The 26609-nt window shown below is 66.1% G+C and carries 28 protein-coding genes and 1 tRNA gene; 8 read left to right on the forward strand and 21 right to left on the reverse strand.

Going from position 1 to position 26609, the window contains the following annotated elements; genetic code table 11:
• Positions 1-31 precede the first annotated feature (31 nt).
• Positions 32-706 (forward strand): class I SAM-dependent methyltransferase, encoded by a 675-nt coding sequence (locus AC5P7R_RS02130; RefSeq protein ID WP_111098574.1) that lies wholly within the window; start codon positions 32-34, stop codon positions 704-706.
• A 3-nt stretch (positions 707-709) separates the two neighbouring features.
• Here AC5P7R_RS02130 and smqnr read toward each other — a convergent pair whose 3' ends face one another.
• Positions 710-1357: a SmQnr family pentapeptide repeat protein gene (gene smqnr / locus AC5P7R_RS02135; RefSeq protein WP_111098575.1), complete on the reverse strand. Its 648-nt coding sequence runs from the start codon at positions 1355-1357 to the stop codon at positions 710-712.
• A 159-nt stretch (positions 1358-1516) separates the two neighbouring features.
• Between smqnr and AC5P7R_RS02140 the strand changes: the two genes are divergently transcribed.
• On the forward strand, positions 1517-2293 hold the full coding sequence (locus AC5P7R_RS02140; protein ID WP_021202613.1) for a DeoR/GlpR family DNA-binding transcription regulator: 777 nt from the start codon (positions 1517-1519) through the stop codon (positions 2291-2293).
• Positions 2294-2304: 11 nt separating this feature from the next.
• Positions 2305-3438 (forward strand): MFS transporter, encoded by a 1134-nt coding sequence (locus tag AC5P7R_RS02145; RefSeq protein ID WP_227854118.1) that lies wholly within the window; start codon positions 2305-2307, stop codon positions 3436-3438.
• Between the two features lie 9 nt (positions 3439-3447).
• On the opposite strand, the gene AC5P7R_RS02150 is transcribed toward AC5P7R_RS02145, so the two are convergent.
• The 3 genes from AC5P7R_RS02150 to AC5P7R_RS02160 form a co-directional block, all read right to left on the reverse strand.
• On the reverse strand, positions 3448-4953 hold the full coding sequence (locus tag AC5P7R_RS02150) for a PepSY domain-containing protein (protein WP_227854117.1): 1506 nt from the start codon (positions 4951-4953) through the stop codon (positions 3448-3450).
• An 11-nt stretch (positions 4954-4964) separates the two neighbouring features.
• Positions 4965-7103, reverse strand: coding sequence for a TonB-dependent receptor (locus tag AC5P7R_RS02155; RefSeq protein WP_478436238.1), 2139 nt, complete (start codon positions 7101-7103; stop codon positions 4965-4967).
• A 129-nt stretch (positions 7104-7232) separates the two neighbouring features.
• Complete coding sequence (locus tag AC5P7R_RS02160; RefSeq protein WP_227854119.1) at positions 7233-7628, reverse strand: DUF2946 family protein; 396 nt, start codon at positions 7626-7628, stop codon at positions 7233-7235.
• A gap of 241 nt (positions 7629-7869) precedes the next feature.
• Between AC5P7R_RS02160 and AC5P7R_RS02165 the strand changes: the two genes are divergently transcribed.
• Positions 7870-8445: a hypothetical protein gene (locus tag AC5P7R_RS02165; RefSeq protein WP_021202618.1), complete on the forward strand. Its 576-nt coding sequence runs from the start codon at positions 7870-7872 to the stop codon at positions 8443-8445.
• 536 nt (positions 8446-8981) lie between these two features.
• Here the strand turns inward: AC5P7R_RS02165 and AC5P7R_RS02170 are convergent.
• Complete coding sequence (locus AC5P7R_RS02170) at positions 8982-9197, reverse strand: hypothetical protein (RefSeq protein WP_227854115.1); 216 nt, start codon at positions 9195-9197, stop codon at positions 8982-8984.
• Positions 9198-9342: 145 nt separating this feature from the next.
• Here AC5P7R_RS02170 and AC5P7R_RS02175 point away from each other — a divergent pair, with 145 nt between their 5' ends.
• Positions 9343-9585, forward strand: a complete 243-nt coding sequence (locus AC5P7R_RS02175) for a hypothetical protein (RefSeq protein ID WP_227854114.1) — start codon at positions 9343-9345, stop codon at positions 9583-9585.
• A gap of 34 nt (positions 9586-9619) precedes the next feature.
• On the opposite strand, the gene AC5P7R_RS02180 is transcribed toward AC5P7R_RS02175, so the two are convergent.
• A complete protein-coding gene (locus AC5P7R_RS02180) occupies positions 9620-10000 on the reverse strand; it encodes a tautomerase family protein (RefSeq protein ID WP_103283119.1) in 381 nt (126 codons plus the stop codon).
• 576 nt (positions 10001-10576) lie between these two features.
• On the opposite strand from AC5P7R_RS02180, the gene AC5P7R_RS02185 reads away from it, so the two are divergent.
• Positions 10577-11476, forward strand: coding sequence for a DUF6216 family protein (locus AC5P7R_RS02185; RefSeq protein ID WP_180876260.1), 900 nt, complete (start codon positions 10577-10579; stop codon positions 11474-11476).
• A 69-nt stretch (positions 11477-11545) separates the two neighbouring features.
• Here the strand turns inward: AC5P7R_RS02185 and AC5P7R_RS02190 are convergent.
• The 14 genes from AC5P7R_RS02190 to AC5P7R_RS02255 form a co-directional block, all read right to left on the reverse strand.
• A tRNA-Val gene (locus AC5P7R_RS02190) sits at positions 11546-11620 on the reverse strand.
• Positions 11621-11795: 175 nt separating this feature from the next.
• Positions 11796-12149 carry a PilZ domain-containing protein gene (locus AC5P7R_RS02195; protein WP_004146965.1) on the reverse strand — a complete coding sequence of 118 codons (354 nt, stop codon included), beginning with the start codon at positions 12147-12149 and terminating at the stop codon, positions 11796-11798.
• Positions 12146-13102, reverse strand: a complete 957-nt coding sequence (locus tag AC5P7R_RS02200) for a DNA polymerase III subunit delta' (protein ID WP_227854113.1) — start codon at positions 13100-13102, stop codon at positions 12146-12148. Before AC5P7R_RS02200 ends, AC5P7R_RS02195 begins: the two co-directional genes overlap by 4 nt.
• On the reverse strand, positions 13099-13764 hold the full coding sequence (tmk, locus tag AC5P7R_RS02205; protein ID WP_019659493.1) for a dTMP kinase: 666 nt from the start codon (positions 13762-13764) through the stop codon (positions 13099-13101). Before tmk ends, AC5P7R_RS02200 begins: the two co-directional genes overlap by 4 nt.
• A complete protein-coding gene (gene mltG, locus AC5P7R_RS02210; RefSeq protein ID WP_019659494.1) occupies positions 13761-14822 on the reverse strand; it encodes an endolytic transglycosylase MltG in 1062 nt (353 codons plus the stop codon). Before mltG ends, tmk begins: the two co-directional genes overlap by 4 nt.
• A 246-nt stretch (positions 14823-15068) precedes the next feature.
• A complete protein-coding gene (locus tag AC5P7R_RS02215; protein ID WP_227854112.1) occupies positions 15069-16433 on the reverse strand; it encodes an aminodeoxychorismate synthase component I in 1365 nt (454 codons plus the stop codon).
• 92 nt (positions 16434-16525) lie between these two features.
• The gene (gene fabF / locus AC5P7R_RS02220; protein WP_019659496.1) at positions 16526-17788 is read right to left on the reverse strand and encodes a beta-ketoacyl-ACP synthase II; all 1263 of its coding nucleotides are present in this window, start codon (positions 17786-17788) and stop codon (positions 16526-16528) included.
• 142 nt (positions 17789-17930) lie between these two features.
• The gene (gene acpP / locus AC5P7R_RS02225) at positions 17931-18170 is read right to left on the reverse strand and encodes an acyl carrier protein (protein ID WP_005415509.1); all 240 of its coding nucleotides are present in this window, start codon (positions 18168-18170) and stop codon (positions 17931-17933) included.
• Between the two features lie 152 nt (positions 18171-18322).
• Positions 18323-19066, reverse strand: a complete 744-nt coding sequence (gene fabG, locus AC5P7R_RS02230) for a 3-oxoacyl-ACP reductase FabG (protein ID WP_005408312.1) — start codon at positions 19064-19066, stop codon at positions 18323-18325.
• Positions 19067-19147: 81 nt separating this feature from the next.
• Entirely contained in the window at positions 19148-20092 is a 945-nt protein-coding gene (fabD, locus tag AC5P7R_RS02235) for an ACP S-malonyltransferase (protein ID WP_019659498.1), read from the reverse strand.
• Positions 20093-20239: 147 nt separating this feature from the next.
• A complete protein-coding gene (locus AC5P7R_RS02240; protein WP_019659499.1) occupies positions 20240-21022 on the reverse strand; it encodes a BUD32 family EKC/KEOPS complex subunit in 783 nt (260 codons plus the stop codon).
• 76 nt (positions 21023-21098) lie between these two features.
• The gene (locus tag AC5P7R_RS02245) at positions 21099-22076 is read right to left on the reverse strand and encodes a beta-ketoacyl-ACP synthase III (protein WP_019659500.1); all 978 of its coding nucleotides are present in this window, start codon (positions 22074-22076) and stop codon (positions 21099-21101) included.
• Between the two features lie 91 nt (positions 22077-22167).
• A complete protein-coding gene (rpmF, locus tag AC5P7R_RS02250) occupies positions 22168-22362 on the reverse strand; it encodes a 50S ribosomal protein L32 (RefSeq protein ID WP_005408308.1) in 195 nt (64 codons plus the stop codon).
• A 107-nt stretch (positions 22363-22469) separates the two neighbouring features.
• Positions 22470-22979 carry a YceD family protein gene (locus AC5P7R_RS02255; RefSeq protein ID WP_019659501.1) on the reverse strand — a complete coding sequence of 170 codons (510 nt, stop codon included), beginning with the start codon at positions 22977-22979 and terminating at the stop codon, positions 22470-22472.
• A gap of 113 nt (positions 22980-23092) precedes the next feature.
• Here AC5P7R_RS02255 and AC5P7R_RS02260 point away from each other — a divergent pair, with 113 nt between their 5' ends.
• Complete coding sequence (locus AC5P7R_RS02260) at positions 23093-23662, forward strand: Maf family protein (RefSeq protein WP_019659502.1); 570 nt, start codon at positions 23093-23095, stop codon at positions 23660-23662.
• A 102-nt stretch (positions 23663-23764) separates the two neighbouring features.
• Here AC5P7R_RS02260 and AC5P7R_RS02265 read toward each other — a convergent pair whose 3' ends face one another.
• Positions 23765-25600, reverse strand: coding sequence for a glycosyltransferase family 39 protein (locus AC5P7R_RS02265; protein WP_019659503.1), 1836 nt, complete (start codon positions 25598-25600; stop codon positions 23765-23767).
• A gap of 42 nt (positions 25601-25642) precedes the next feature.
• On the opposite strand from AC5P7R_RS02265, the gene AC5P7R_RS02270 reads away from it, so the two are divergent.
• Positions 25643-26596 (forward strand): AAA family ATPase, encoded by a 954-nt coding sequence (locus AC5P7R_RS02270; RefSeq protein WP_021202627.1) that lies wholly within the window; start codon positions 25643-25645, stop codon positions 26594-26596.
• The last annotated feature ends 13 nt before the right edge of the window (positions 26597-26609 follow it).

A 26609-nucleotide genomic window follows, 5' to 3' on the forward strand; every position in this document is an offset into this window, starting at 1 on the left:
GTGGCATGTCCTCCGCCGCAGGAATCCGCGCATGTCCACGTTCTCCGATCCGCAGGCGGTGGCCCGCTATGCCGAAGCGCCGCTGCGCCAGGTGCCCGGTTTCCTCGCGTTGCAGCAGATGACCCGCCTGCTGCTGGCCGAACACGTTCCCGCACAGGGCCGCGTGCTGGTACTCGGCGCCGGGGGCGGGCTTGAGCTGAAGGCCTTTGCCGAAGCGCAGCCGGGCTGGCAGCTGCTGGGTGTGGATCCGGCCGCGCCGATGCTGGCCCTGGCCGAGCAGACACTGGGTCCGCTGATGCCGCGCGTGCAGCTGCTGGAAGGTTACATCGACGATGCACCCGATCTGCGCTTCGATGGTGCCAGCTGCCTGCTGACCCTGCACTTCCTCGACGCCGCGCAGCGCCTGCACACGCTGCGCGAGCTGCACAGGCGCCTGCAGCCCGGCGCACCGCTGGTGGTGGCCCACCACAGCGTGCCGCAGGATCCGGCCGGCAAGCTGCGCTGGTTGCAGCGCTACGCCGCGTTCGCCGAAGCCTCGGGGGTTGCCCACGCCGATGCACAGCGCGCGATCGACGCCATTGCCGAGCGGTTGCCGCTGCTGGCCCCCGAACAGGAGGTCGCGCTGATGCAGGAGGCCGGCTTCGATGGCGTGGAGCTGTTCTATGCGGGCTTCAGCTTCAAGGGCTGGGTGGCGTACGCCGGGTGATGTCTACGGCACCACGGTGATGCCGATCCGCTGCATCAACAGCGCCACCTGCTGCACGTCCAGCGTGGCGCCGCGCAGGTTGGTGCTGCGCAGGTCCAGCTCGCCCAGATCGGAATTGGTCAGGTCGCAGTCGGTGAAGTTGGCGCTGTTCCAGTCGATTCCCTCGAACTGGCCACCGGACAGGTCCGAGCCCGCGAAGCTTGCGCCACTCACGTTCGCACCGTCCCAGCGGTTCTCCCACAGTTCGCATTTCTCCAGCGTGACCCGCGAGAAATTGGCATAGCGCAGGTTCGACTTCTTGATGAAGGCGCTGCAGAACCAACTGCGCGTGGTGATCTGGTTCATGAAGCTGGCGTTGCTGAAATCCGCACCCTGCGCGCGGCACTCGCTGATCTCCAGGCCCAGCGCCTTGATGAAGTTGAAGTGGCACATGCTGATGTCGCAGCTGCGGAAGCTGGCCTCCTTCAATGTGGTGCCATTGAAGCGGCAGCCACTGCGGCTGTCGGCATCGTAGAAGCTGCAGTTGATGAACTCGGTGGCGGTCAGGTCGACACCGGAAAAATCGCACTCATGGAACTGCTGGTCGACCACTTTCTGGCCGGTGTACTGGTCCGCGCCGATGCGCAGCTTGCGGTGAACGGTGGGGGACATCAGGGATTCCATGCCAGGTGCCCCGCCATCATGCCGGGCCGCGAGGGCGATCCATAGACGTGGGCGCGGGCGGATTCACCGGCAGTCCAGCCGCCCTGCGTCCCCCAATGCCGAATGCACGTTGTTGCACGTTAATGAACGAACGTGCAGACTTGCAGCATGAGCTCCGATCCCAGCCCCCTCCCCGCCCAGCGCACCCGGCAGATCCTCGAGGAACTGCGCCAGCAGGGCCGCGTAGTCGCCGCCGAACTGGCGCGCCGCTATGCCGTGTCCGAAGATTCGATCCGCCGCGATCTGCGCGAACTGGCCGCACAGGGCATGTGCCAGCGCGTTTACGGTGGCGCCGTGCTGCCACCGCCCAAGGAACGCCCGCTGCGCGAGCGCCTGACCCGCGACCGCGGCGACAAGGCCGAGCTGGCCGCCCGCGTCTGCGCGTTGCTGCACCCCGGCCAGGTCGTACTGCTCGATGCCGGTTCAACCAACCTGGCGATCGCCCAGCAATTGCCGGCCGCCCTCGGCCTGACGGTGATCACCAATGCCCCGCAGATCGCCACCGCCGCCAGCATGCTCGAAGGTACCTCGGTGCAGCTGATCGGCGGACGCCTGGCCAGCGGTGGCGGTGCGGTCGGCGCCGAGGCATTGGCCCAGGTGCAGCGCCTGCGTGCCGACGTGTACCTGCCCGGCCCCTGCGCGGTGGACGGCGACACCGGCGTGTGGGCAATGGATGCGGAAGAAGCCACGCTGAAACGCGCGATGGTGGCCTGCAGTAGCCGCGTCATCGTCGCCGCCACGACTGAAAAGCTCGGTGCCCGCGGCAACTGGCAGATCGCCAGCCTCGACGAGATCGACGACCTGGTGCTGACCACCACCGCGCCGCCCGCATTGGCGGCACGCTTCCGCGCCGCCGGCATCGCGGTACACCCCACTCCCCCCTGACCGTACCGCTCATGTCCGTTGCCAACCGCGCGCGTGCCGAACAGCACGCGACCCGCGCTGCGTTCTTCATTCCCGGCTTCGCCACCGCGCTGTGGGCCACCCTGGTGCCGTTCGCAAAGGCACGCACCGGGATCAACGACGCCACGCTGGGGCTGGTGCTGCTCTGCCTCGGTGCCGGTTCGCTGCTGGCAATGCCGTTGTCCGGCGTGCTGGCCGCGCGCCTCGGTTGCCGGCGGGTGATGGTGGCCAGCAGCCTGCTGATCTGCCTGACCGTGCCCGGCCTGGCGCTGGCCGGTTCGGCCTGGACACTCGGGCTGGTCCTGTTCGTGTTCGGTGCCGCCGTGGGCGCGATGGACTGCACGATGAACGTACAGGCCGTCATCGTCGAGCGCGAAGCACGGCGCGTGATGATGTCCGGCTTCCATGCCTTCTTCAGCATCGGTGGCTTCCTCGGCGCGGCCACCATGACCGTGCTGCTGTCCGCACAGCTGCCGCCCTTGGCATCGGTGCTGATCGGCGTTGGCGCCATGCTGCTGGTGATGCTGTTGTCGGCGTCGTACTGGCACAGCGAACGCATGCCGCATGACACGCCGATGCTGGCCCTGCCACACGGCATCGTGCTGTTCATCGGCGTGCTGGCGTTCGTCGCCTTCCTCGGCGAAGGTGCGATGCTCGACTGGAGCGCGGTGTTTCTCAGCGACGTGCGCCGCGTCGATGCAAGCCTGGCCGGCATCGGCTATGTGGCCTTCACCCTGACCATGACCGTCGCGCGCCTGTTCGGCGATGCACTGGTGGCGCGCGTGGGCCGCCAACGCGCGATCGTGTTCGGGGCCCTGCTCGCCGCTGCGGGCGTGCTGGTGCTGACCCTGGTCACGCCGTGGCAGGCGTCACTGATCGGCTATGTGCTGGTCGGCCTCGGCTGTGCCAACATCGCACCCGCGCTGTTCTCGCTGGCCGGCCACCAGACCCGCATGCCCGGCGCCCTGGCGATCACCGCCGTTTCCACGCTCGGCTTTGCCGGCATTCTCGCCGGGCCGGCACTGATCGGTTTTGCTGCCAACCACTTCGGCCTGATCGCTGCATTCATCGGCGTTGCCACGGCCTTGTTGCTGGTGGCGATGTCCACGCGTTGGCTGCGGGTGTAGCCCAAGGCATCAACGCCGCCTGCGCCGCAGCTTCATCCGCAACCGCCGATAGCCGATCACCGTCGCCGTGGCACACAACGCGGTGCCAGCAGCACTCAGCAGCAGCAACACCGCCAGCCGGGCACCTTCCTGGCGCAGCATCGCCGGCAGGTCCCAGCTGTGCAGGAAGTAGAACAACCAGCGCCCCACCCGCTCGCGATGCCCCATCGTCAGCAACGGATCGCCGGTCGCCAGATCGAGATAGACGCGCGTCGCCTCCGCATCGCCAAAGTCCACCACTGCCACCGGGAAGCGGCGTACCGCCGCACCATTCATGGCCTCGGGCGCACGCGGATAGAAGTAGGCATCCGGTACATGTCGGACCACGAAATCCTGCATCGGCGCATCGGACAGCGCCCGCACCTTCTGCTGCAGCCACGCGGCCGGCAGCAACCGCGCAACCTGCAGGCGCCCATGGGTGCTGGACACGATGCGGGTGCCGCCCTTCCCATCCAGCAGCACCGCGAACAGCTCACCACCGATGCGCCGCCACTGGATCTCAACTGGCCGGAAGCACTCAGCATCGGCCACCGCCAGAAGCTTCGCCGGATCGCCCAACGCGCCATCCACCGCCACCGCGCCGCCACGATAGCGCCCACCGTCGATCGCAGCATGCGTGCTGCTGAAGACACCCAATGGATTCATCGACATCAGGCCACTGAAGATCCAGGTGAACACGAAGGCCGCTGCCACCAGACCGATCAGATGGTGCCAGCGCATCCACGGCTCGACGTACGGTGTCTTCGCACCGGAACGATAGTGCCCACGGAAACGCCAGCGCCACACACCCACCACGATGCCGCTGACCGCCGCCAGCGTGCACAGTGCGGACAGCACGATCACCACCCACGTCCACACCGGGTCCACCGACTGCATGCGCAGGAAATACAACCAGTGCAGCCAGGCGCCCACATAGTTCCAGCGCTGCTGCACATGAGGGGCGTCCAGCACCACTTCGCCGGTACGCGAGGACACGTACAGGTCGCCCGGCTGCGCGCCGCCCACCTCGACGCGATAGAGCGGTCGATGCACATCCAATGCGCGCGAATGCGTCCAGCGGTCCTCCTCCACGCGCAGCGCACCCACAAAGGCCGGGCCTCCGGCGAACTGTGCAGCGGATGCTTCGGCGCGCTGTGCCGACACCGGCAGCAGCGCCTGGCCGGTCACGGCAGACCAGGCGCCCACATTGCTGCCACTTCGCACCACATACGCCGGCTCGCCGCGTAGCGTGGTCAATGCCACAGCCTCCGGCTCGGCCTGCACGGCGGCAGGCAGTACCGACAGCCCCTGCAGGTCGCGGGCCTCACCCAGCACCGGCAACGCCGCCAGCCGCTCGCCGGGCGTCAGCTTCGGGTAACCAATGAACAGCATCACCATGCCGCTGACGAACCACAGCAGCATCAGCAGGCATCCGCCGATGCCCAGCCAGCGATGCACCAGGTAGGTCCAGCGCCTGGCGGTGGATCGCAGCGTCATGGCCGGCCTCCTCAGAAGCGATGGTCGACGGTGAATTCGACGCGCCGGTCCGCACCCAGCAGCCATTGCGTGCTGGTGTAGTACGCGGTGGCGTAGTACGCCTTGTCGAACACGTTGAACAACCGCGCGGACAGCCGCGTGCGCGGTGCCGCCTGCCAAGTCAGTGCCAGGTCGGTGGTGCTGTAGCCGGGCAGCTCCAGTGTGTTGGCGTTGTCGGCGTAGCGCTTGCCGACGTAACGCACGCCACCCGCCGCACTCCAGTCCGGTGCGAACTGCCAGTTCAGCCACATACTGGCCAGGCGCTCGGCTACGTTCGGCGGCACGTTGCCATCACGCGATACCAGCACCGCCGGCGAACCCGTGGTTTCCAGGAAGTCCTCGAACTCGGCCTTCAGCACCGTCGCGTTGGCATCGAGCGACCAGTGCGGCGCGACGTTCCAGGTCAACGACGCTTCAATACCGCGCGAGGTCTGCGCCCCCACCTGCACGCGGCGATCCGGCACCAGCGGATCACGGCTGAGCAGACCGGTCTTGCGGATGCGATACGCCGCCAGCGTCCACTCGCCGCCATCGAAGGCCTGCTTCAGGCCCACCTCGATCTGCCGGCCCTTGGCCAGATCGAAGGCACCGTTGGCTGGGCTGATCATCAGCAGTCCACTGACCGGGTCCGCCGCCTGTGAGTACTGCGCGTAGAGGCTCAGCGCCGGCTGCAGCGCGAATACGGTACCTGCACGCCAGCCGGTGCTGCTGTAGGTCTTCGAGAACGCGTTCTGGCCACTGATCAGATCGGTGCGATGGATGCGCGCGCGGTCGTGGCGCAGCCCACCCAGTACCGACCAGCGTTCGCTCAACGCCAGCCGGTCCTCCACGAACAGCGCGTACTGCTCGGCGCGGTTGCGATAGCGCGGCAGGTTCGGCGCGTCGCTGGCGAACTGGCCCGGCACCGGATCGAACGGATCGACCGGGCCCGAGCTGCCGGCATAGGTGTTGTTGGTGTGCTTGAAGTGCGCGCGGTTGGCATCCAGGCCCACCGCGAAGTTGTTCTGCAGGCCACCCGCCGTTCCCTGCACGCGCAGCGTCGAGGTCAGTCCGGTCTGGTCCTGGTTGTGGGTGATCTCGGTATTGCCCGAGCGATCGATCAAGCCGGTAGCGCGGTTGTAGACATAGGCCTCGGCATTGCGCCAATCACGCTGGCTGTCGATCTGGTAGACGCGGGTTCGCCATTCCACGTTCGCGTTCGGTGTCCACAGCGCGTCGAGCTGGGTCCAGCGGTCGCGGAAGCGGATCTCGCTGTCATCGACGTTGTAGTTGCGGTGGCGCAGCGCCTCCAACTGGCGTCCCTCCACCAGCGGCGTGCCGAAGTAGCGCATCGGCTTCTGATGGCCCTGCGCGTGGGTGAGGGTCAGCTGCAGGTCGGTGCGCGGCTGCCACAGCAGCGCGCCGGAGAAGGTGGCATCGCCGTTGCGTCCCCGATCGACCCAGCCACCGCTGTAGTTGCCGCTCACATCCAGCCGGTAGGCCAGCTCGGGCGTCAGCGCGCCACCACTGCCGAAGCCCAGCCGCGCGGTGTCCTCGCTGCCCACTGTCACACTGATCTCGTTTTCGATGGCACCGCGCGAGGGCTTCTTCGGCACGATGTTGATCACCCCGCCGATCGCACCGTCGCCGTGGATGACCGAGGCCGGCCCGCGCAGTACCTCGATGCGCTCGATCGACCAGGTATCGAATGGGAAGGTGATGCCCACGCCGCCGTACTGGCGCAGCCCGCCGTACAGCCGCATCACCGAAGCACCGTCGGTGAAGCCACGGCTGGAAAGCGCGCTCAAGCCGTTGCCCGGGTGCGGCATGGCACTGATCGCACCCGCCCGGCTGATCGCATCGTTGAGGTTGCTGTCGCCGCGCTGTTCCAGCTGTTCGCGCGAAATCACCGTCAGGCTGGCCGGCGTCTGCAGCACGCTCAGACCCAACGCAGAGCCGGCGCTGGCGGTGGACGACAGCTCGCCGCTGCGGGCATCGACCACGCGCACGGTCTCCAGCGTGGTCGGGGGTGCCGCGTCGGCGGCAAGCAGGGGCGCGGCATGCAGGAGCAACGCGCACAGGACAGGCAGCGTCGCCCGGCGCAGGCGCGCGGAGTTGGGGTTCGTTTTCATTTTTTCACGGCATGCAAGGCCACCCCGCGATGGCAGGGCAGCAATCAGAAAGGGACAGACACGCGCGTGCGGGCACCGGCCGTGGCCGGCAACCTCATGGAAAAACGATCAGTGCAACGCGCGTGCGGCTCAGGCAGCCATCAGTGCGGGTGGCCCACGCGCTCCCAACGTGCCGCCGATTCGTTGCGGCAACGCCTGCACGGCACCGCGCAACGCACGGCACACCGGAGCCATCGGCATCAACAGCAGCACTGCCGCCACCAACAGGGTGATCAACCGCGCTGCAATCAGGCAGTAATCACAATCCACGCCCATCTCATGATCGGCATGCGGATCGGCGGGCGGCTTCTTTGCGGTCTCGCCGTGCGGCATCGCCATCGCGTGATGGTCGTGGTGCCCTTCCAACGCGTGCTGAGCATGTTCTGCCTGCATTGCGTGGTCCATGGCCGCCACCGGCGCAGCGGCAGCCACGTGACCATGCGCCAGCCAGCGGCTCACCAGCGGGGCAAGCAGCACCAGCAGCATGGCAAGCCATGCCAGGGCCTGGAACCGGCGGTGGAGAACAGAACGGCGCACGTCGCCATTCTACGGGGCCATGGCCAACCTTGGACCCCGTTCAGGGTTTGCCCCCTGCGACACGGTGACGCAGGAGCTCGCCTCGCGCGGCGACATGTGAATGCACCACACCGCGGTCCCTGCGCTTGCGGGCTCTGCCTCGCCAACGTTAGGGTTCAATTGGCCACGGCAAGGAGCCAGAGGAAGCTGCATGACCACCCGCATCACACACCGGCAGCGCATCAGCCTGCTCGGCCTGACCGCGCTGCTTGCTGCCTGCGCCGACAAGGGGCCGCCCCCACCGCCAGAGCCGCTGGAACTCTCACAGCCCATCGCCGTGGACGCGCCCGGCCAGCAGGTGCAGTTCGAGTTCGAAACCACGGCGCGCAATTTTGCCAGCTACCGCACTTATGCGGTGGAACTGGATCTGCAGCACGTCTCCCCATCGCCAGATGCTGCTTCTCCGCGCGACCTGCACATTCCTTTACGCGTTGGACTTCAGCAATGGTCCGGCGGCACTTGGCAGCCGCTGGCAAGCCCCGACGCGTATCAGATCGCACAGTCGCAATCTGGCCAGCCACTGCCAGACTGGCACCGCGGTAAGGGTCTGAACTACGCCCAGATCCAACGGGGCAGCGATGGCGCATACCGATTGCATGTCGCGTTGCTGCCGTTGCAGGCGCATGGCCGGTATCGGGTCCAGGTCAGCACGGTTGAAGACATCGCACCACTTCGTGGCGCAAGCGCCAGGATGCTGATTCACGAATCGCGTCCGCTCGCCAAGTAGCACAGCGCCTTCGTACACCTTCCAGGAGGAACACCACGCACATGGACAAGCCACGCTACATCGTCGATATCGTCATTGCGGCACCGGGTACACCGCTTCTCGACCCCGCAACGCAGCAGCCGCTGAGCAATCCGGATGGTTCCCCGCAGACATCCGGGCCCGGTCACATGTTCTACGTCCTGCGAGCACCGGGGAAAGATCCAGCGAGCTACGGCTTTGCACCGATCAAGCACGGCAGCATGAACGGACCTGGCGACATCGTGGACAGCGATGCAAAGACCTACAAGAACCCGCATTACACGCGCTCTCTGGAAATCACCGAAGCCCAGTACAACAAGCTCAAGGCGTTCGGCGACGATCCAGTGGCGCACGGCTTCAGCAAGCACTACGCCGACGTGCGCCACAACTGCGTGGACTTCACCTGGGGCGCATTGAATCATGCCGGCATCCAGCGCAAGCACAGCCTGGACGTGAACAGCATCGGCGGCCCCGTCGGCCAGTTGCTGCCCGATGTCCGCATTCCGCTGGGCGTCCAGTCACAGGGCAAGGACGGCTATCGTCCGCTGCGCAACATCCATGGCGTGGACAGCATTGAGCCCCCTTTCCCCAACAGCGAACTCAACCGCACCACCACTCATCCCCTGCCCGAGCGCAGCTTGAAGCAGCGTCTGCTCAGCGAAACCGATGGCATTGATGGCCCCTTGAGCGAGCGTCTGGCTGCGGACGCGCGCGCACCGGGGCACAGCCTTCATGCCTTGGACCAGAAAGTGCGTACCGCACTCGCCCAGGCCAGCGAACAGCAGGGACTGCCCCCCCGGCCAGGAGCACGAACGACTGGCCGGCCATCTGACCCACGCGGCGGTGCAGGCCGGCTTCAGCGAAAAGGACACGCTGCAGGTGGCATTCAGTTCAAACAGCACCGCCGAGGCACCCGGCTACGTATTCCTGCATCGCAGCGGCGACACCGCCTCGCCGGACCCTGCCGCCAATCGCCAGCGCCTGTCCCTGCTCGATACGCAGCAGGGCGACGCGGATACGCTGTATCAGCAGGCCAATGTGCAGCAGCAATCCCGCGACGCAAGCCGGCTGGCGCAGGACGAGCAACAGGCACAACAGCAGGAGTCGCCGCGCATGGCCTGACCCAGCCGCATCAGGCGCTGACACCGTTCCCGCATCAACTCACGTACTGCGCCTGGCCGTTCCCGAACGACCAGTTCTCCTTCTTCACTTCCACAAGATTGATGAACACGTCTTCGCGGCGGATGCCCACCGCCGCATGCAGTCCATCGGCGATGCCGGCGTACAACGCCTTTTTCTGCTCGAGCGTGCGCCCTTCGTTCCAGGTGATCTGGATGCAGATGAAGTCGTCGGTGCGATCCACGCCCAGGTAGCCGGGATCGTAGATCAGCGTGCCGGGCGCGTGTTCCTGGAAGATCTGGAAGCGGTCGTTCTCCGGCACGCCCACTGCGCGCAGGGCCTGGTAGATGGTTTCACCGACCCGTTGCAGGTAGTCGGCGGATTTACCTTTGCGAAGATCGATGCGGGCGAGCGGCATGGTGGCACTCCAGACTGGATGGGTACGACGACAGGCTGAGACTACGCCTGCCCGGGGCGGTGGGACAGCACAGGGATGGAACCCTCTGGCTCCATGCGTGGCATGGTCCCCGCCTCCGGCGCTCGGGGTGACGCGATTGCCATGGCGGCATCCCTCCGGAGTCGTCATGTGCACGGTCGGCAGGGGCGGCGATGTGCGCCATCAGTGATGGGCCGCACTACTCGCGGGTGCTGGACGGCACACATCGGGAAACGTCTGGCCTGCCTAGGGACAGTTGAGAATTTTCCTTACAGACCGATGTGATTGCCCGGCTTGAAGATCGCCGCGCCGGGGCAAGACACCTTGGCCGGGATTGGCGTCTCGAATAAACGAACGAATACTCATCGCTGCGGTTTACGTCGCAGCAGAGAGAATGCACCGATTGCCTTCAATGGCGGCCGGTGCGTGGGGATCGACTACGGCGCGAATTGCAAACAGCCGTCAGTCGCGCACGCAGATGGAGAAGAATTTCCACTATAAAGTTTCCGGAAGCATCGCCGATCTCGGAAGCACACCCCTAACACATACCAGCCAAACATGCTGCTTGAAATTCCATTCATCAATATTCTTCCGGTGATAGTGCCACCGGCGCTCATCCTCTTTGGATTTATCTATCTTTGGTATCGGGCAGAGTCACTCCATCACATAAGACTACGGCTGATCCGGATCTTCGTCTCAAGGCGCGACCTGACCAACGAAACAATAAATCAACATATTTTGGATGAATCGTCGCTTCTCGCATTTCGATTCAGCAGCGGGATAAAGGCGGAAACACTGCAAGATGCAGAGGGTGTTATTTCGTTCGCCCTTGCAAAAAACATCCCTCTATCTTTGATTAGCCGAGCGGGAAGGGCGTTCGACATTTCTGCACTGACCATGCGTGAAAAGCAGTTGCCGCGCCGAGGGCAGAACATCATTGTTTTTTTGCTTGCCCTATTCTTCTTCGTTCCTGCTGTCATCCTAGCCGGCATGTCTACTGAAGGTGACTTCATGACGTCGCTCAAGGAGACAGGAACAAAAATCTGGCTCTCGCCAGACCATGTATCCCAACGCAATTGGTTTCTCAAAGGCGTGACCATCGAGAAAAATGTCCTCTGCCAACCCCTTGCGCCACGCTCGGGCGAGCCGAAGCCCTCCAACTGGCTCAGCCCGAGGGACAAGGAAATTCTGTGTGAGGTCTTCAACGATGCCAAACTGTCCAAAGTTATCAACGAGGAAGTCAAGGCCCAGCGCCGCAGTTTGATCTACTTAGCTGTATTGTGTGGGGGAATGAGCGTTTTCACGTTCATCCTCATGATTCAAGGTCTCACCGCGCAGAATCTCGCGCAGCGCCTTCAGAAGACAAACCCCGCTGCACAGCAGGCCGTCATTGCGAGACCCCGGAAGCTTTGCATTCACCTGTCGATTTTTGGACAGCGTCGACGTTCCGACCACTGATCAAGCAAACACGAAAAAGCCGGCTCAAGGCCGGCTTCTTCATAACACCTGAAAAATCAGGGTTCTATTTGGTGGGCGGTACAGGGATCGAACCTGTGACCCTTGCCGTGTGAAGGCAATGCTCTACCGCTGAGCTAACCGCCCGGTGTGTTGCTGAGCCGCTCATTATAGGGGCTTTTCAGAGGCCGTCAACACTTTTTCACATTCGTGTTCACGGGTGTTTTCGGGGCGCGCAGCCGAGCATGGCTCGGCTCTACAGAACAGCGGGTTCACAGGCGTTTCGGGGCATGCAGCCGAGCCCAGCCCGGCGCTACCGGAATCACATCGTATGGGTCGGCTTGTCCGAGCTGGTAAGCCCGGCCAGCAGGGTCTCGATCTTGTGGCGCACGCCCTCGCCTTCGGCGCCGTCGGCCAGCTGCACGCCGATGCCGGCGGTGCGGTTGCCCTGCGCGCCGGCCGGGGTCACCCAGATCACCTTGCCGGCCACCGGCAGGCGCTCGCTGGAATCGGGCAGGGTCAGCAGCAGGAACACCTCGTCGCCCAGGAAGTAGCGCTTGGGCGTGGGCACGAAGATGCCGCCATTCTTCACGAACGGCATGTACGCGCTGTACAGCGCGGCCTTGTCCTTCACAGCCAGGGACAGGATGCCCTGGCGGGCGTTGCTGGCACTCATCGATTTCCCCTTGCGGCAGGCCGCTCGTTCACCTTGTTCCAGGCCAGCAGCAACTCGACCACCGCGAGGTCTGCACGCACCGTGGTGCGCAGCAGGTCCCGGGTGCGGTTGGCCGCATCGAACCAGGCTGCAAGCTTGTGCAATCGCTCCGGCGTGGTCAAGGCATCGGTACTGGCCTGGGCCAGCGCCAGATCGGCAGCGAAGCGCAGGCGCAGCGCCGCGTTGTCATCACCGCACCACTTCTGCGCCAGCTCCACCGCGCCGGTCTTGCCGGCGGCCAGCTGTTCCAGATCTCGACCGACTTCGCGGCGCAGGCTCAGGCCGTCTTCGCGCAGCCAGTTGTCGGCCTGGCCGGGATGGCCGCGGGCGGCCTCCAGCGCTTCGCGCGCCGATGCTTCACTGTGGCCCCGCTGCTGCAGCCAGGCCAGTGCTTCGTGCTGCGGCGGCAGCTTGAATTCCAGTCGCTGGCAACGGCTGCGGATGGTCTGCGGCAGGCGTGCCGGATCGCTGCTGATCAGCCACAGGTAGCGGCCGGGCTGCGGCTCCTCCAGCGTCTTCAGCAGCGCGTTGGCGGCCGAACGGTTGATCGCATCGGCCGGATCGACGATCACGACCTGCGCCACGCCGTACTGCGGGGTCAGCGCCAGCTTTTCGGTGATCTCGCGCACCTGCTCGATGACGATCTCGGTACGCAGCTTGTCGCCGCTCTTGTTCGGAATGAAGCTGACCAGCTGCAGGTCCGGATGGGTGCCGGCGGCGATCAGCTGGCGCGTGCGCGTGGCGTGCGTTGCATCACCCTGCGCCAGCACGTGGTCGGCCAGCGCCAGCGCCACTTCGCGCTTGCCCAGCCCGGCCGGGCCGCAGATCAGCAGGCCATGACCGAGGCGACCGGCGTCGAGCGCGGCCACGGTCTGGTCGAACGCGCGCTGCTGCCACGGCGAAAACGTGCTCATGCGCCCTCCCCGTCCTGCAGCCAACGCTCGATACGTGCGACCACATCGGCGGCCACGCGTTCCTGCACCTGGCCGGCGTCGATCAGCGCGAAGCGCTGCGGGTCCTGCTGTGCGCGGCTGCGGAACACGGCGCGCACGCGCTGGAAGAAATCGTCCTGCTCGCTCTCGATGCGGTCCGGCCACAGGTCACGGCCATTCGCGCGGGCGCGGCCCACCGCCACATCCACATCCAGCAGCAGGGTCAAGCCCGGCAGCAGGCCGACCGCGCGGCGCTCCAGGTCGGCAATCCACTGCGGATCCAGGCCACGGCCGCCGCCCTGGTAGGCGTAGCTGGAATCGGTGAAGCGATCGCTCAGCACGTAGGCACCGCGCTGCAGCGCCGGCCGGATCACCTGGCGCACATGCTGGGCGCGTGCGGCGAACACCAGCAGCAACTCGGCTTCGGCGCTGAGCGGCTCGGCAGCGATCTCGGCATCAGGCTTCAGCACCAGGCCGCGGATGCGCTCGGCCAGTGGCGTACCGCCCGGCTCGCGGGTCAGCACCACCTCGTGGCCGTGGCTGCGCAGGCAGTCACGGATGGCATTGATGGCGGTGGTCTTCCCCGCGCCCTCGCCGCCTTCCAGGCTGACGAAACGCGGGTGACGAAGCAGCGCGGGACTCATTGCGCCGGGATCTCCTGGGTACGTTGCTGGCGCAGCTGCTGCAGGTAGCGGGCTACGGCGGCGTTGTGCTGCTCCAGGCTGGGCGAGAACACGTGCGCGCCGCTGCCGTCGCCCACGGCGACGAAGTACAGCGCGTCACCGGCGGCCGGCTGCGCGGCGGCCATCAGCGCGTCGCGACTGGGCATGGCGATCGGGGTCGGGGTCAGGCCCGCACGGGTATAGGTGTTGTACGGCGTATCGGTGGTCAGGTCGCGGCGGCGGATGTTGCCGTCATACGCGGCACCGATGCCGTAGATCACGGTCGGGTCGGTCTGCAGGCGCATGCCGATCTTCAGGCGGCGCATGAACACGCCGGCGATCTGCGGGCGCTCGCTGGCCAGCGCGGTTTCCTTCTCGATGATCGACGCCAGCGTCAGCAGTTCGTAGGGCGTGTTGATCGGCAGGTCCGGCGCGCGGCTTTCCCAGGCTTCGTCCAGCGCCTTTTCCATTGCGGCGTGGGCGCGCTTGAGCACGTCCAGATCACTGTCGCCGCGCTGGTAGACGTAGGTCTCCGGCAGGAAGCGGCCTTCCGGGTGCTGGCCACCGAAGCCGAGGCGCTGCATCAACGCGGCGTCATCCAGGGTATCGGTGGTGTGCAGCAGCGGCTCGGCGCGCTTGAGTGCAGCACGCAGCTGGCGGATGTTCCAGCCCTCGACAATGGTGACGCGGTGCTGCAGCACCTTGCCGGCGCGCATGCGCAGCAACAGCTCGCGCGGGGTCAGCTCGCCACTGAGCGCGTACTCGCCCACCTTCAGCTTGCCGGCCGCATCGAGCTGGCGCGCCAGCAGTTGCCACTGGGTGTCCTGGCCCTCGTCCACGCCGGCATCGCGCAGCTTGCGCAGCACGCTGTTCATGCCATCGCCGCTGGCGATGACCACGCTCTCGGCGGTCGGGGTGATCGGGGCATCGGCGAACCGGGTCTGCTGGTAGAAGAACCACGCGCCCGCGCCGGCCACGACGGCGGCCAGCACCACCACCAGCGTTACCACGAACAGACACCCGCGCTTGGCTCCCGCCATGGACTACCTCTGAACTCGATTCCGTCGTGCAGGATACCGTGCCGGTGGATTGGGGTCATGACCGGGGTCGCGCCTGCGTGCCGACCAACGGTCGGCACCCACCACAATCCATGCCTGGCGCGGCGATCAGTAGATCCACGCCATGCGTGGATGAATGGCCATGGAGGACTCCGTGCCGACCAACGGTCGGCACCCACCGTGGGGGAATGGCGTTGCCGGCCAGCGGCCGGCACTACCGGTGCACGCCTAGCCCTGCTGGCCCAGCGCGCGCAGCAGGCCGCGGGCCTTGGCGCGGGTCTCGTCCAGTTCCTTGTCCGGGTCCGAATCGACCACGATGCCGGCGCCGGTGCGGAAGCTCACCTCCTGGCCGTCCACTTCGGCGGTGCGGATCAGGATGTTCAGGTCCAGGTCGCCATCGCGGTTCAGCCAGCCGAACGCGCCGGTGTAGGCACCACGTGGCACCTGCTCCAGCTCGCTGATGATCTGCATGCAGCGCACCTTGGGGCAGCCGGTGATGGTGCCGCCCGGGAACGTGGCGGCGATCACCTCGCCGGGCGTGACCTCCGGGCGCAGGTGGCCGCTGACGTTGCTGACGATGTGGTGCACATGCGCGTAGCTCTCCACGGTCATCAGCTCATCGACCACCACGGTACCGGGCAGGCAGATACGGCCCAGGTCGTTGCGCTCCAGGTCGATCAGCATCACGTGCTCGGCACGCTCCTTGGGGTGGCCGACCAGTTCCTGGATGCGCGCGGCATCATTGTCGCCCTCGAAGCGCGGACGCGTGCCGGCAATAGGACGCGTCTGCGCGTGGCCGGCATGCACCGACACCAGCCGTTCCGGCGAGGAACTGACCACGTGGCGGCCGTGCGCGCTGAACAACCCGGCGAACGGTGCGGGGTTGGCACGGCGCAGCTGCGAATACAACGCCTGCGGGCTGACCGGCGCGGCGAACTGCGCGCTCCAGCGCCGCGACAGGTTTACCTGGAACACATCGCCGGCACGCAGGTAGTCGATCACCCGGCGCACGCCATCGGTGAAGCGCTGTGGCGCATCCTCGCCGACCGACTGCGGCGGCTGCCAGCCCTGCCCGGCCTCCGGCAATGCCTGCGACGCCAAGGTCATCAGCGCCTCCAGCAGGGTCTGCTCACCGGCTTCGGCGATGACGAAGCTGGCGTCGTTCTGGTGGTCGTGCAGCACCGCGGCCGGGCAGCGCAGCGCCAGCGCGGTCGGGCGGCCGTCCGCGCGCGCGCGCGCCGGCAGCACCGGTTCGATCTGGCTGGCCACTTCGTAGTCCAGCATCAGCGCCCAGCCGCCACGGAACGGCAGGCTGTGGCTGCCGTCGTGCGGCAGACGTTCGTGCTGCCAGGCGCGATCCAGCGCCTGCAGGAACGTGCCGGGCTGCACGGCACCCTGCAGGTCGCGCACCTGGCCATCGGCGTCCAGCCGCAGGCCCTCGCCCTGCGTGGCCAGCAGCAGGCTCCAGCGGCCCTGGGCGGTGCCCGAGGCAGTGGATTCCATCAGCAGCGGGAAGCGCGCCGGGTCATGCTGCTGCAGGGCCAGCAGATCGATCGGGTGCGGCAGCGGGTGGATCAGCGGTGCGTGGGTCATGGCGGCCAGGTCGGGGGTTCAGATGCACGGAAGCCGCCTTGCGGCGGCTCCGTAGAACGCGGCATCGAGCATGGCCCGACGCTACAACTCGGTCAGACGCGCTTGAAGATCAGCGTGCCGTTGGTGCCGCCGAAGCCGAAGCCATTGGACATCACCACGTCGACCTTGGCCTGGCGTGCTTCGTTGGGCACGTAGTCCAGGTCGCAGCCTTCGCCCGGCTGCTGCAGGTTGATGGTCGGCGGAATGACGTTGTCCTGCAGCGCCATCACCGAGAAGATCGCTTCCACGCCGCCAGCAGCGCCCAGCAGGTGGCCGGTCATCGACTTGGTGGAGCTGACCATCATCTTGTAGGCGTGGTCGCCGAAGGCGGTCTTCATGGCCATGGTCTCGCCCAGGTCGCCCAGCGGCGTGGAGGTGCCGTGCGCGTTGAGGTAACCCACCTGTTCCGGGGTCACGCCCGCGTCCTTCATGGCCATGACCATGCAGCGCGCGGCGCCTTCGCCGTTCTCGCTCGGTGCGGTCATGTGGTACGCGTCGGAGCTGGCGCCGAAGCCGGCCAGTTCACAGTAGATCTTTGCGCCACGCGCCTTGGCGTGCTCGTACTCTTCCAGGATCAGGATGCCGGCGCCGTCGCCCAGCACGAAGCCGTCACGGTCCTTGTCCCACGGGCGCGAAGCCTGTTCCGGGGCGTCATTGCGGGTGCTCATGGCCTTCATCGCGCAGAAGCCACCCAGTGCGGTCGGCGACGAGCCACGTTCGGCACCGCCGACCACCATCACGTCGGCGTCGCCGTACTGGATCATGCGCATCGCGGTACCGATCGAATGGTTCGAGGTCGCGCACGCCGACACCGCCGAGAACGACGGGCCCTTCAGGCCGGTGATGATGCTCAGCTGGCCCGGCAGCATGTTGATGATGGTCTTGGGCACGTAGAAGGGCGAGATCTTCTTGCCCTCGTGGAACTCGATGGTCTGCTCTTCGATGCCGAGCAGGCCGCCGATGCCGGCGCCGACGATGGCGCCGATGCGCTCGGCATTGGCGTCGGTGATCTCCAGGCCCGAGTCGTGCAGGGCCATGAACGAGGCACCGAGGCCGTAATGGATGAACGGGTCCATCTTCTTGGCATCCTTGCCGCTGACCCGGAATTTGCCGAACAGTTCGTTGTCGGCGGTGATGTCAAAGCCCTTGACCTCACCTGCAATCTTGGTGGTGAACCGATCCAGGTAGGCATCAGAAATGTTGGTCAGCGGACCGATGCCCGAACGACCGTGGGTGATGCCTTCCCAGCTGCTGGCCAGATCATTGCCCAACGGCGAGACGATACCCAGGCCGGTTACGACGACGCGACGCTTCATTGCTGATTCTCCTGACCCGAAGGTTCAATCGGGTAACACGGTTTGCTTCGGTGTGATGCCCAAACACACGGGGCCGCAACTGCGGCCCCATGGGGTGCGGTGCGCGGCGAGCGTGAGCCCGCGCGCGCACTGCCGTCTGACATCAGGCCTTGACGTGGGCCTTGATGTAGTCGATGGCGGCCTGCACGGTGCTGATCTTCTCGGCTTCTTCGTCCGGGATCTCGCACTCGAATTCTTCTTCCAGGGCCATCACCAGCTCGACGGTGTCCAGCGAGTCAGCGCCCAGGTCATCGACGAACGATGCGCTGTTGGTGACTTCTTCTTCCTTGACGCCAAGCTGTTCGACGACGATTTTCTTGACGCGTTCTTCGATGGTGCTCATGGGATCTCGCTCCAGATGGAGTTGTGGTTCAAAAGTGGTCGCCATCAAGGGCGATGGCCGTGGGATAGTGTAGTGGAAACCGGCGCGGCCTTGCATTGCAGCAAAAACCCCCGCAGATCAACCACTTGCGGCGCAATCCCTGCGCCCCTTGCTTACGGCATGTACATGCCGCCGTTCACATGGAGGGTTTCGCCGGTGATGTAACCGGCAGCCGGGCTGGCCAGGAAGGCCACCGCATGGGCGATGTCTTCCGGCGATCCCAGGCGTTCGAGGGCGATGTCGTTGATCAGCGCGGTGCGCGCTTCTTCCGGCAACGCCTTGGTCATGTCGGTGTCGATGAAGCCAGGTGCGACAACATTGACGGTGACGCCGCGCGAACCGATTTCCTTGGCCAGCGACTTGCTGAAGCCGATGATGCCGGCCTTGGCCGCGGCGTAGTTGGCCTGGCCGGCGTTGCCGGTCACGCCCACCACCGATGCGATGTTGATGATGCGGCCCTTGCGTGCCTTCATCATGCCGCGCATCACCGCCTTGCTGGTGCGGAACACGCTGGTCAGGTTGGTGTCGATGATCGACGCCCAGTCCTCGTCCTTCATGCGCATCAGCAGGTTGTCGCGGGTGATGCCGGCATTGTTGACCAGGATCGAGATCGGGCCGAATTCCTTGGCGATGCCATCGAGCACGCTGTCCAGCGCGGCGGCATCGGTGACGTTCAGCGCGCGGCCGTGACCGCCGTGGGCAGCCAGGCGTTCGCCGATCGCGGCAGCGCCGGATTCGGTGGTGGCGGTGCCGATGACGGTGGCGCCCTGGGCGGCCAGCAGATCGGCGATGGCGGCGCCAATGCCACGGCTGGCACCGGTGACCAGTGCGATTTCACCCTGCAGGGGCTTGCTCATGATGTTTTCCTCAGACGGGAGCGGCCGCCGCACCGTGCCGCTTGCAGCGGCCACCGGTACGGCCGGCAGGAACAGGGAAGGTCAGGCCGACCATGCCTCGCGGGCGGCTTCGAAGTCGCCCGGCGTGGCCAGCGGACGGCCGTCGATGGCCTTGTCGATGCGCTTGACCAGGCCGGTCAGCACCTTGCCTGGGCCGCACTCGGCGATCTGGGTGATGCCGCGGGCGGCCAGCGCCTGCACGCAACCGGTCCACTGCACCGGCTGGTACAGCTGCTGGACCAGCGCGGTGCGGATGGCGTCCACGCCGTCGTGCACCTGGGCATCGACGTTCTGCACCACCGGCAGCTGCGGCGCCTGCCAGGACAGGCCGGCCATCACTTCGGCCAGGCGGTTGGCGGCTTCGCGCATGAGCGGGGTGTGCGAGGGCACGCTGACGGCCAGCTTGACCGCCTTGCGCACGCCCTTCTCGGCCAGCAGCGCCAGTGCACGGTCGACCGCATCGGCGTCGCCACCGATCACGATCTGGCCCGGCGAATTGAAGTTGGCCGGCACCACCACCTGGCTGCCTGCGGCTTCGGCGCAGACGTCCAGCACCAGCTGGTCTTCGGCACCGAGCACGGCGGCCATGGCCCCGACACCGGCCGGTGCCGCTTCCTGCATCAGCTGGCCACGCAGGCGCACCAGGTGCGCACCGTCATGCAGGCTCAGCGCGCCGGCGGCGACCAGGGCGGTGTACTCGCCCAGGCTGTGGCCGGACAGCACCGACGGGCGCGGGCCGCCCACGGCGTTCCAGGCGCGCCACACGCCGATGCTGGCGGCCAGCAGGGCCGGCTGGGTGTATTCGGTACGGTTGAGCATTTCCTCCGGGCCGCCCTGGGACAACGCCCACAGGTCGACACCGGCACCATCGGATGCCTCGGTGAAGGCTTCACGCACCTGCGGGTGCAGTTCGGCCAGCTCGGCCAGCATGCCCACAGACTGCGAGCCCTGGCCGGGGAAGACAAAAGCGAGGGTGGATACGGTCACGCGGTCATCCGCTTGTTGCAATCGAAGCGGGCCATGATAAGGGGGAATCCGCTGTGTCGTCTGTACGTGCGCGTATGCAGGCGTATGGAGCAATGACAGGGTCAGATCCCTTTTCCACCGGAAATGGGATCTGACCCCGGCCGACGATCAGCAGAACAGCTGCAGGACGTCCAGATCGCCGTCGGCGAGGAAATCCACGCACAGGCCCACCAGCATCAGCACGCCAGCAGTGCTGGCACCGTGGGTGATGAAGATCGAATGGGCCAGCGCGCGCGCTGACCGGCCCAGCTTCATGCAGACCCTGGCCAGGCTGCGCAGGCGGCCACTGACCGCATGCACGTGCTCGCGCACCGGTGCCTGGGCACCGCCCATCGCCTCGGCCATCATCGCCTGCAGGTGCTCGGGGCGGTCGGCATAGTACTTGGCCACGCCATAGCCGAACATCAGCCAGTCGCGGGCCTGGGCTTCGGACAGGTCCATCACTTCCAGTGGATCTTCCTCGAAGTCGATGAAACCGACCTTGTCGCCATCCCAGGTGAGGTTGCGCGGCAACGGCTGGCCGAAATAGGCGCCGCGCGCATGCGCTTCGGCAATGGCCTGCATCGCCGCCATGACCAGCCGATCACGACCGGCCTCGTCGGCCTGGCGCAGGCAGGTATTGAACGAGCTGCCGTTGTCGCCGATTACCAGCGCGGCATGGCCGGTGCCCAGCACGTCAGGCACGTTCACACCCTGCGCCTGCAGTTCTGCAAGGCGGCGGGCCTCGGTTTCGCGTGCGGCGTCGCCGCCACGGTGCGGAGGAGGACGAAGGGCATCGAGGTGGAAACGACGGGCAACAAAATTGAGCAGGCCAAGGGCCAGCGCCCGGCTTCCCTTGCCGTACTGCTTCAGCCAGGCACGTTGCCCTTCGATGACGATGGGCTCAACCATGACAGGTCCTCCTTAAACGCGTTACGGCCCCGGAGGGCCGCAACGACAAAGCTTCACATTGTCGTAACTTGCACTATCAATAGCGCAACAGAGCCGAACCCCACGTGAAGCCACCACCGAAGGCCTCCAGCAGCAGCAGCTGGCCGCGCTCGACCTTGCCCGAACGCACGGCGGCGTCGAGCGCCAGCGGCACCGAGCCGGACGAGGTATTGCCATGCTTGTCGACAGTCACCACCACCTGGTCCATCGACATCTCCAGGCGCTTGGCGGTGGCTTCGATGATGCGCAGGTTGGCCTGGTGCGGAATCAGCCAATCCAGGTCGGACTTGTCCAGGCCGTTGGCGGCCAGGGTCTCGTCCACGACCGAGTCCAGCGCCTTGACGGCGTACTTGAACACGTCGTTGCCCTTCATGTTGATGGTGCCGCCACCGTTGGCGCCGTCCTTGAAACCGCTCGAGACGCCGACCGGGTTCCACAACAGCTCCTTCTTGCTGCCGTCGGCATGCAGGTGTGTGCTGAGGATGCCGGTCTCTTCGTCGGCCTTGAGCACGACGGCGCCAGCGCCATCGCCAAACAGTACGCAGGTGGTGCGATCGTTCCAGTCGACCATGCGGGTCAGCGTTTCGGTGCCGATCACCAGCACGTGCTTGCAGTCACCGGAACGGATGAATTTATCGGCCACGCCCAGCGCGAACACGAAGCCCGAGCAGGCTGCGTTGACGTCGAAGGCGGGGCACCCGGCCACACCGAGCTTGGCCTGGATCAGGCACGCGGTGGACGGGAAAATAAGGTCAGGCGTGGTCGTACCGACCACGATCATGTCGAGCTGCGAAGCGTCGATGCCTGCGGCTTCCAGCGCGCGCAGGGCGGCGTTGTAGCCAAGGTCGCTGGTGGTTTCGCCTTCGGCCGCGATGTGCCGTTCACGAATGCCGGTGCGCGACTGGATCCACTCGTCCGAGGTTTCGACCATTTTTTCCAGGTCGGCGTTGGTCAGGACTTTTTCCGGCAAATAGCTGCCGGTGCCCGCGATCCTCGAGTAGATCCGCTTGCTCATCATGTTTCCTGTTGCGCGGGCCGCCGATCACCGGCACGCCCGGGAAAGAAGGCAAAGGCCGCTGCCCGGAGGCAGCGGCCTTCCCGGCACATCAATCTTCTTCGACGGCCGAGGTCTTGGTCTGGATGACCTTCTTGCCGCGGTAGAAACCATCGGCAGTGATGTGGTGACGCAGATGCACTTCGCCGGTGGTCGGGTCGGTCGACAGCTGCTTGGCGCTCAGGGCGTCATGCGAACGGCGCTGGCCGCGGCGGGACGGGGTAACACGGGATTTCTGGACAGCCATGGGATTGCTCCAAACTCGGTTCGTTTTGCTTCGTCGTTTCGTCGCACAGGACGCCAGCGCCCAGCACACTTTTCGCTTTCGCCGCAGCCGCCGACGACAACCGGCTGCTATTGTTTCTTCAATGCCGCCAACGCCGCAAACGGGTTGGCCTTCTTTGTTTCTTCTTCGCTCGGCGCCCAGTCCTTGTCGACTGCTTCACCGTCGGGCGACAGCGGTACCACCGGCACCGCCAGCACCAGCTCGTCCTCGACCAGATCCAGCGGCTTCAGCTGGCCATCTTCCGGCACCAGCAACGCCTCGTATTCCTCCGGCAGGGACGATTCCTCGTCCTCGTCGCGGATCAGGCCAAGCCTCTGGGTCACCTTCACCGGCAACAGGAATCGCTGCATGCTGCGCTGACAGGTCAGCGGCAACGCGGTGTCGATGGTCAGTTCCACATAGGATACCCGCAAGACGTCGTCGCGACCGAATTCAAGCGAGTAGACGCACTCGCCGTCGGTATCTGCGACCAACCCCTGCAGGCGGGTCAATTCAGCCAGGGAGACCTGACCGTCGAAGCGCCTTCGCGCTACAACCATCCGCCAGGCATCCAGCGTTTCGGGCACGTTCGCGGACATAAGCCGCTGAATACTAAGGATCGGAGCGGCGGCTGTCAAATGCCCGCCATACAGGACTTGCCGCTGGCGCTGCAGACGGGCCAGACTGCTTCGCCCTGCCCCGGTATTGTCGCATGTCACTGGTCCTGGCCTCCACGTCCCGCTACCGCCGTGAACTGCTGCAGCGGCTGGGCCTGCCCTTCGACTGCGCGCGCCCTGAGGTGGATGAAACCCCGTTGAACAACGAAGCGCCATTGGCCCTGGCCACCCGCCTGGCCGCCACCAAGGCGGTCGAGGTGGCGTGCCGGCATCCCGGCGCGTGGGTGATCGGCTCGGACCAGGTCGCGGACCTGAACGGCCAGCCACTGGGCAAACCGGGTACGGTCGAGGCCGCCTGCGCACAGCTGGCGGCGATGTCCGGGCAGACCGTGCACTTCCATACCGCCGTCTGCCTCAGCCGTGATGGAGCATCATTCACGGCCACCGATCTGACCGAGGTCCGCTTCCGTGCACTGGAACCGGACGAGATCGCCCGCTACGTGGCCACCGAACAGCCGCTGGACTGCGCCGGCAGCTTCAAATGCGAGGGCCTGGGCATCAGCCTGTTCGACGCCATCGACAACCGCGACCCGACCGCGCTGATCGGCCTGCCGCTGATCACGCTATGCGGATTGCTGCGCAGGGCAGGTTTCGCGGTGCCGTGAACGGTAGAGCCGAGCCCATGCCCGGCTGTTTTTTTTGAGGCTGCCTGCCATCTGAAGCAGAAGCAGCGGAGCATCGGCTCGGCTCTACAGGACCAGCGGACCTCAACGGACCTCGAACGCTTGCTCCTGCCATTGCTCCACGCTGCCGTCGCGCCCGTGCAGGCGCAGGCCCAGCCAATGCCTGCCCGGCGCGAGCGTGGCGGTATCCAGCGAGGCATCAAAGCCCACCGCCGGATGCTGCGGATCGGTACTGTCCGGCCAGGTGTGGCGCACGTCGAACACACGCCCGTAGCGGGCATCACCGATGGAGCGGCCATCGACCAGCACTTCAACCCGCGCCAGGCCGACGCCATCCTTGAACGCCCAGCCCTTGATCGCGAGCGTGCCGGACACCTTCTCGCCGTTGGACGGCGCATCCAGCCACGCCATCGCCGGCGTCACGCACGGCCCTTGCGCGCGCTGCACCGGCAGGCGGAACAACAGGAAGCGCTGGAATCCGTGATCACTGCTGACCACGCGTGGCGCAGGCAGCGGGCCCACCTGATCGCAGATGGCGTGATAGCGCGCCAGCAGTTCGCGATAGCGCTGGTCGCTGGGTGACAGCACCAGCAGCATCGGCGCCGTGCGCTCGCCCTCATGCAGCAGGCCCCACTGTGCCAGCTGTGCGGTGCGGCCATGCTTGTCATTGAGCGGATGCGGCAGCACCTCGATGTTGCCATTGCCCAGCTGGAAACCCAGTTCAGCGCCAACCTTGAAGTTGCCGGCCAGCACGCGTGTCCCTTGCGGCATCTGCCGCAACTCCTCGCGCACCGCTACCGCCAGGGGTTGCCAGCCGGCGAAATTGCGCGGGTAGTACTTGCTGCCGGCCATCTGCTCGCGCAGTGCCGGCGTGGAGGCCATCAGGTAGTAGCCGAAGGCCAGCACCATGCCCGCACCGGCCAACCACCAGCCGGTGCGGCGCAGCCAGCGCGGCCAGCCGTTGAGCACCACCGGCACCGCCACCAGCAGTGCGAGGTAACCCGGCAGCGGCCAGTGGAAACTGATCCGCTCGACGTCAGTAAAGAAGCCGAGCACGAAAATGCCCAGCGTGGATACGCCGCCCACCAGGCCGAAATAGCGCCACTGCACGCGCGCGCCGCCACCGCTCCGGGTTCCTGCCAGCGCTACCTTCCACATCGCCATGCACAGGATCGGCGTCACCAGCATCGGCTGGATCACCAGGAACCACAGCCCGCCCCATTCGAAGGCCCAGGGATGACGCTCGACCACCTGGAATTTCAGCCCGGCATCGTGGTTGTCCGCATTCCACGCCAGCAGTGGCAGCCACGCCAGCACGCCCACCGCCAACGCGACCCATACGCGCGGATCGGCCAGCATGCGCCTCCCCTGCGGCAATGCCAGCAGCGCAATGAAACCCACGCCGATGACACCGATGAAGCGGTAATGGCTGAGCGCACCGATCAACAGGCCCAGCGCCAGCTTCATCGCCGAGGAGGCATCCACGTTGTGCAGCAGGCGCGCGCCGGCATGCAGGCAGATCACCGCCGCCAGTGCCATCGGCACGTCCGGCACCGCCAGCAGGCCCAGCGTCGCCGACAACGGCATCAACAGCGTGAGGCTGCCCGCCTGCCAACCGGCCACGTTGCCGAACCAGCGCGTGGCCGTGCGCACTACCAGCAGCGGCAGCAGCGCACCGATGGCCAGGAATGGCAGGCGCAACGCGAGCACGTGATGGCCACCGATCTCAACGCCCAGCCGGGCCAGCCACGCGGTCAGCCCGGGCAGGTCCGAATAGGCTGCGGCCAGATGCTGGCCTTCCTGCCAATAGAACGCTTCGTCGACGAACAGCGGCAGGCGCGCGGCAACGATCAGCTTGGCCGCTGTGACCAGCGTCCATAACCAGAGAAATATCGTCCGTGCGCGCTGTTCGCCTTGCATTGCTCTATGGATAATCGAGTGGATTCCAGATCTGAGACGATCATGCCAGCCTCGTCCCCCAATCCCAGCATGCTAACCGATCAATTGCGTCAGGCCCTGCGGGAGGCACAGGATCAGGTCAACGCACTGGTGCTGGGCAAGGTGCCGGAAGTCAGGCTGGCCTTCGTCGCATTGCTGTCCGGCGGCCACCTGCTGATCGAAGACCTGCCCGGCCTGGGCAAGACCACGCTGGCGCATGCGCTGGCCAGCAGCCTGGGCCTCAGTTTCCAGCGCGTGCAGTTCACCTCAGATCTGTTGCCGGCCGATGTGCTGGGCGTGTCGGTGTATGAAGCCGGCAGCCGCCAGTTCCAGTTCCACCCAGGCCCGGTATTCACCCACGTACTGCTGGCCGACGAGATCAATCGCGCCCCCCCGCGCACGCAGAGCGCGTTGCTGGAAGCGATGGCCGAGCAGCAGGTCACCCTGGACGGGCAGACGCACCCGCTGCCGGACCCTTTCTTCGTCATCGCCACACAGAACCCGGTGGACCTGTCAGGCACCTTCCCGCTGCCGGATTCACAGCTGGATCGCTTCCTGCTGCGGCTGGCGATGGGCTATCCCAGCGCCCAGGCCGAGCGCGAGCTGCTGCGTGGCAGCGACCGCCGCGACCTGATCGCGCGGGCCGTGCCGAAGCTGGATGACACCCAGGTGCGCACGTTGCGCGACGCGGTGAACCAGGTGCATGCCAGCGACGCGCTGATCGACTATGTGCAGGCCCTGCTGACCCGCAGCCGCCAGCACGCAGGCGTGCGCGTCGGCCTGTCGCCGCGTGCCGGCCTGGCGCTGCTGCGTGCAGCCAGAGCACATGCACTGCTGCTGGGTCGCGGGCATGTGGTGCCCGAGGACGTGCAGACGCTGTTCGTCGCCGTGGCCGGCCACCGGTTGGTGGCGGAAGCCGAATCCAGTTCGGGGCCGGCATTGGCACGCGCGATCCTGCAGACCGTCGCGGTGGATTGAACGTGGCCACACG

The organism is Stenotrophomonas sp. YJH_SMC_27, assembly GCF_059369815.1.

What these genes read in the sequence shown, in the direction of transcription:
- AC5P7R_RS02130 (WP_111098574.1), top strand. Translation starts at nt 32, where the DNA reads ATGTCCACGTTCTCCGATCCGCAGGCGGTGGCCCGCTATGCCGAAGCG.
- smqnr (WP_111098575.1), bottom strand. Translation starts at nt 1,357, where the DNA reads ATGTCCCCCACCGTTCACCGCAAGCTGCGCATCGGCGCGGACCAGTAC.
- AC5P7R_RS02140 (WP_021202613.1), top strand. Translation starts at nt 1,517, where the DNA reads ATGAGCTCCGATCCCAGCCCCCTCCCCGCCCAGCGCACCCGGCAGATC.
- AC5P7R_RS02145 (WP_227854118.1), top strand. Translation starts at nt 2,305, where the DNA reads ATGTCCGTTGCCAACCGCGCGCGTGCCGAACAGCACGCGACCCGCGCT.
- AC5P7R_RS02150 (WP_227854117.1), bottom strand. Translation starts at nt 4,953, where the DNA reads ATGACGCTGCGATCCACCGCCAGGCGCTGGACCTACCTGGTGCATCGC.
- AC5P7R_RS02155 (WP_478436238.1), bottom strand. Translation starts at nt 7,103, where the DNA reads ATGAAAACGAACCCCAACTCCGCGCGCCTGCGCCGGGCGACGCTGCCT.
- AC5P7R_RS02160 (WP_227854119.1), bottom strand. Translation starts at nt 7,628, where the DNA reads ATGCTGCTGGTGCTGCTTGCCCCGCTGGTGAGCCGCTGGCTGGCGCAT.
- AC5P7R_RS02165 (WP_021202618.1), top strand. Translation starts at nt 7,870, where the DNA reads ATGACCACCCGCATCACACACCGGCAGCGCATCAGCCTGCTCGGCCTG.
- AC5P7R_RS02170 (WP_227854115.1), bottom strand. Translation starts at nt 9,197, where the DNA reads ATGAAGGCTGTGCCCCGGTGCGCGCGCGTCCGCAGCCAGACGCTCGCT.
- AC5P7R_RS02180 (WP_103283119.1), bottom strand. Translation starts at nt 10,000, where the DNA reads ATGCCGCTCGCCCGCATCGATCTTCGCAAAGGTAAATCCGCCGACTAC.
- AC5P7R_RS02185 (WP_180876260.1), top strand. Translation starts at nt 10,577, where the DNA reads ATGCTGCTTGAAATTCCATTCATCAATATTCTTCCGGTGATAGTGCCA.
- AC5P7R_RS02195 (WP_004146965.1), bottom strand. Translation starts at nt 12,149, where the DNA reads ATGAGTGCCAGCAACGCCCGCCAGGGCATCCTGTCCCTGGCTGTGAAG.
- AC5P7R_RS02200 (WP_227854113.1), bottom strand. Translation starts at nt 13,102, where the DNA reads ATGAGCACGTTTTCGCCGTGGCAGCAGCGCGCGTTCGACCAGACCGTG.
- tmk (WP_019659493.1), bottom strand. Translation starts at nt 13,764, where the DNA reads ATGAGTCCCGCGCTGCTTCGTCACCCGCGTTTCGTCAGCCTGGAAGGC.
- mltG (WP_019659494.1), bottom strand. Translation starts at nt 14,822, where the DNA reads ATGGCGGGAGCCAAGCGCGGGTGTCTGTTCGTGGTAACGCTGGTGGTG.
- AC5P7R_RS02215 (WP_227854112.1), bottom strand. Translation starts at nt 16,433, where the DNA reads ATGACCCACGCACCGCTGATCCACCCGCTGCCGCACCCGATCGATCTG.
- fabF (WP_019659496.1), bottom strand. Translation starts at nt 17,788, where the DNA reads ATGAAGCGTCGCGTCGTCGTAACCGGCCTGGGTATCGTCTCGCCGTTG.
- acpP (WP_005415509.1), bottom strand. Translation starts at nt 18,170, where the DNA reads ATGAGCACCATCGAAGAACGCGTCAAGAAAATCGTCGTCGAACAGCTT.
- fabG (WP_005408312.1), bottom strand. Translation starts at nt 19,066, where the DNA reads ATGAGCAAGCCCCTGCAGGGTGAAATCGCACTGGTCACCGGTGCCAGC.
- AC5P7R_RS02240 (WP_019659499.1), bottom strand. Translation starts at nt 21,022, where the DNA reads ATGGTTGAGCCCATCGTCATCGAAGGGCAACGTGCCTGGCTGAAGCAG.
- AC5P7R_RS02245 (WP_019659500.1), bottom strand. Translation starts at nt 22,076, where the DNA reads ATGAGCAAGCGGATCTACTCGAGGATCGCGGGCACCGGCAGCTATTTG.
- rpmF (WP_005408308.1), bottom strand. Translation starts at nt 22,362, where the DNA reads ATGGCTGTCCAGAAATCCCGTGTTACCCCGTCCCGCCGCGGCCAGCGC.
- AC5P7R_RS02255 (WP_019659501.1), bottom strand. Translation starts at nt 22,979, where the DNA reads ATGTCCGCGAACGTGCCCGAAACGCTGGATGCCTGGCGGATGGTTGTA.
- AC5P7R_RS02260 (WP_019659502.1), top strand. Translation starts at nt 23,093, where the DNA reads ATGTCACTGGTCCTGGCCTCCACGTCCCGCTACCGCCGTGAACTGCTG.
- AC5P7R_RS02265 (WP_019659503.1), bottom strand. Translation starts at nt 25,600, where the DNA reads ATGCAAGGCGAACAGCGCGCACGGACGATATTTCTCTGGTTATGGACG.
- AC5P7R_RS02270 (WP_021202627.1), top strand. Translation starts at nt 25,643, where the DNA reads ATGCCAGCCTCGTCCCCCAATCCCAGCATGCTAACCGATCAATTGCGT.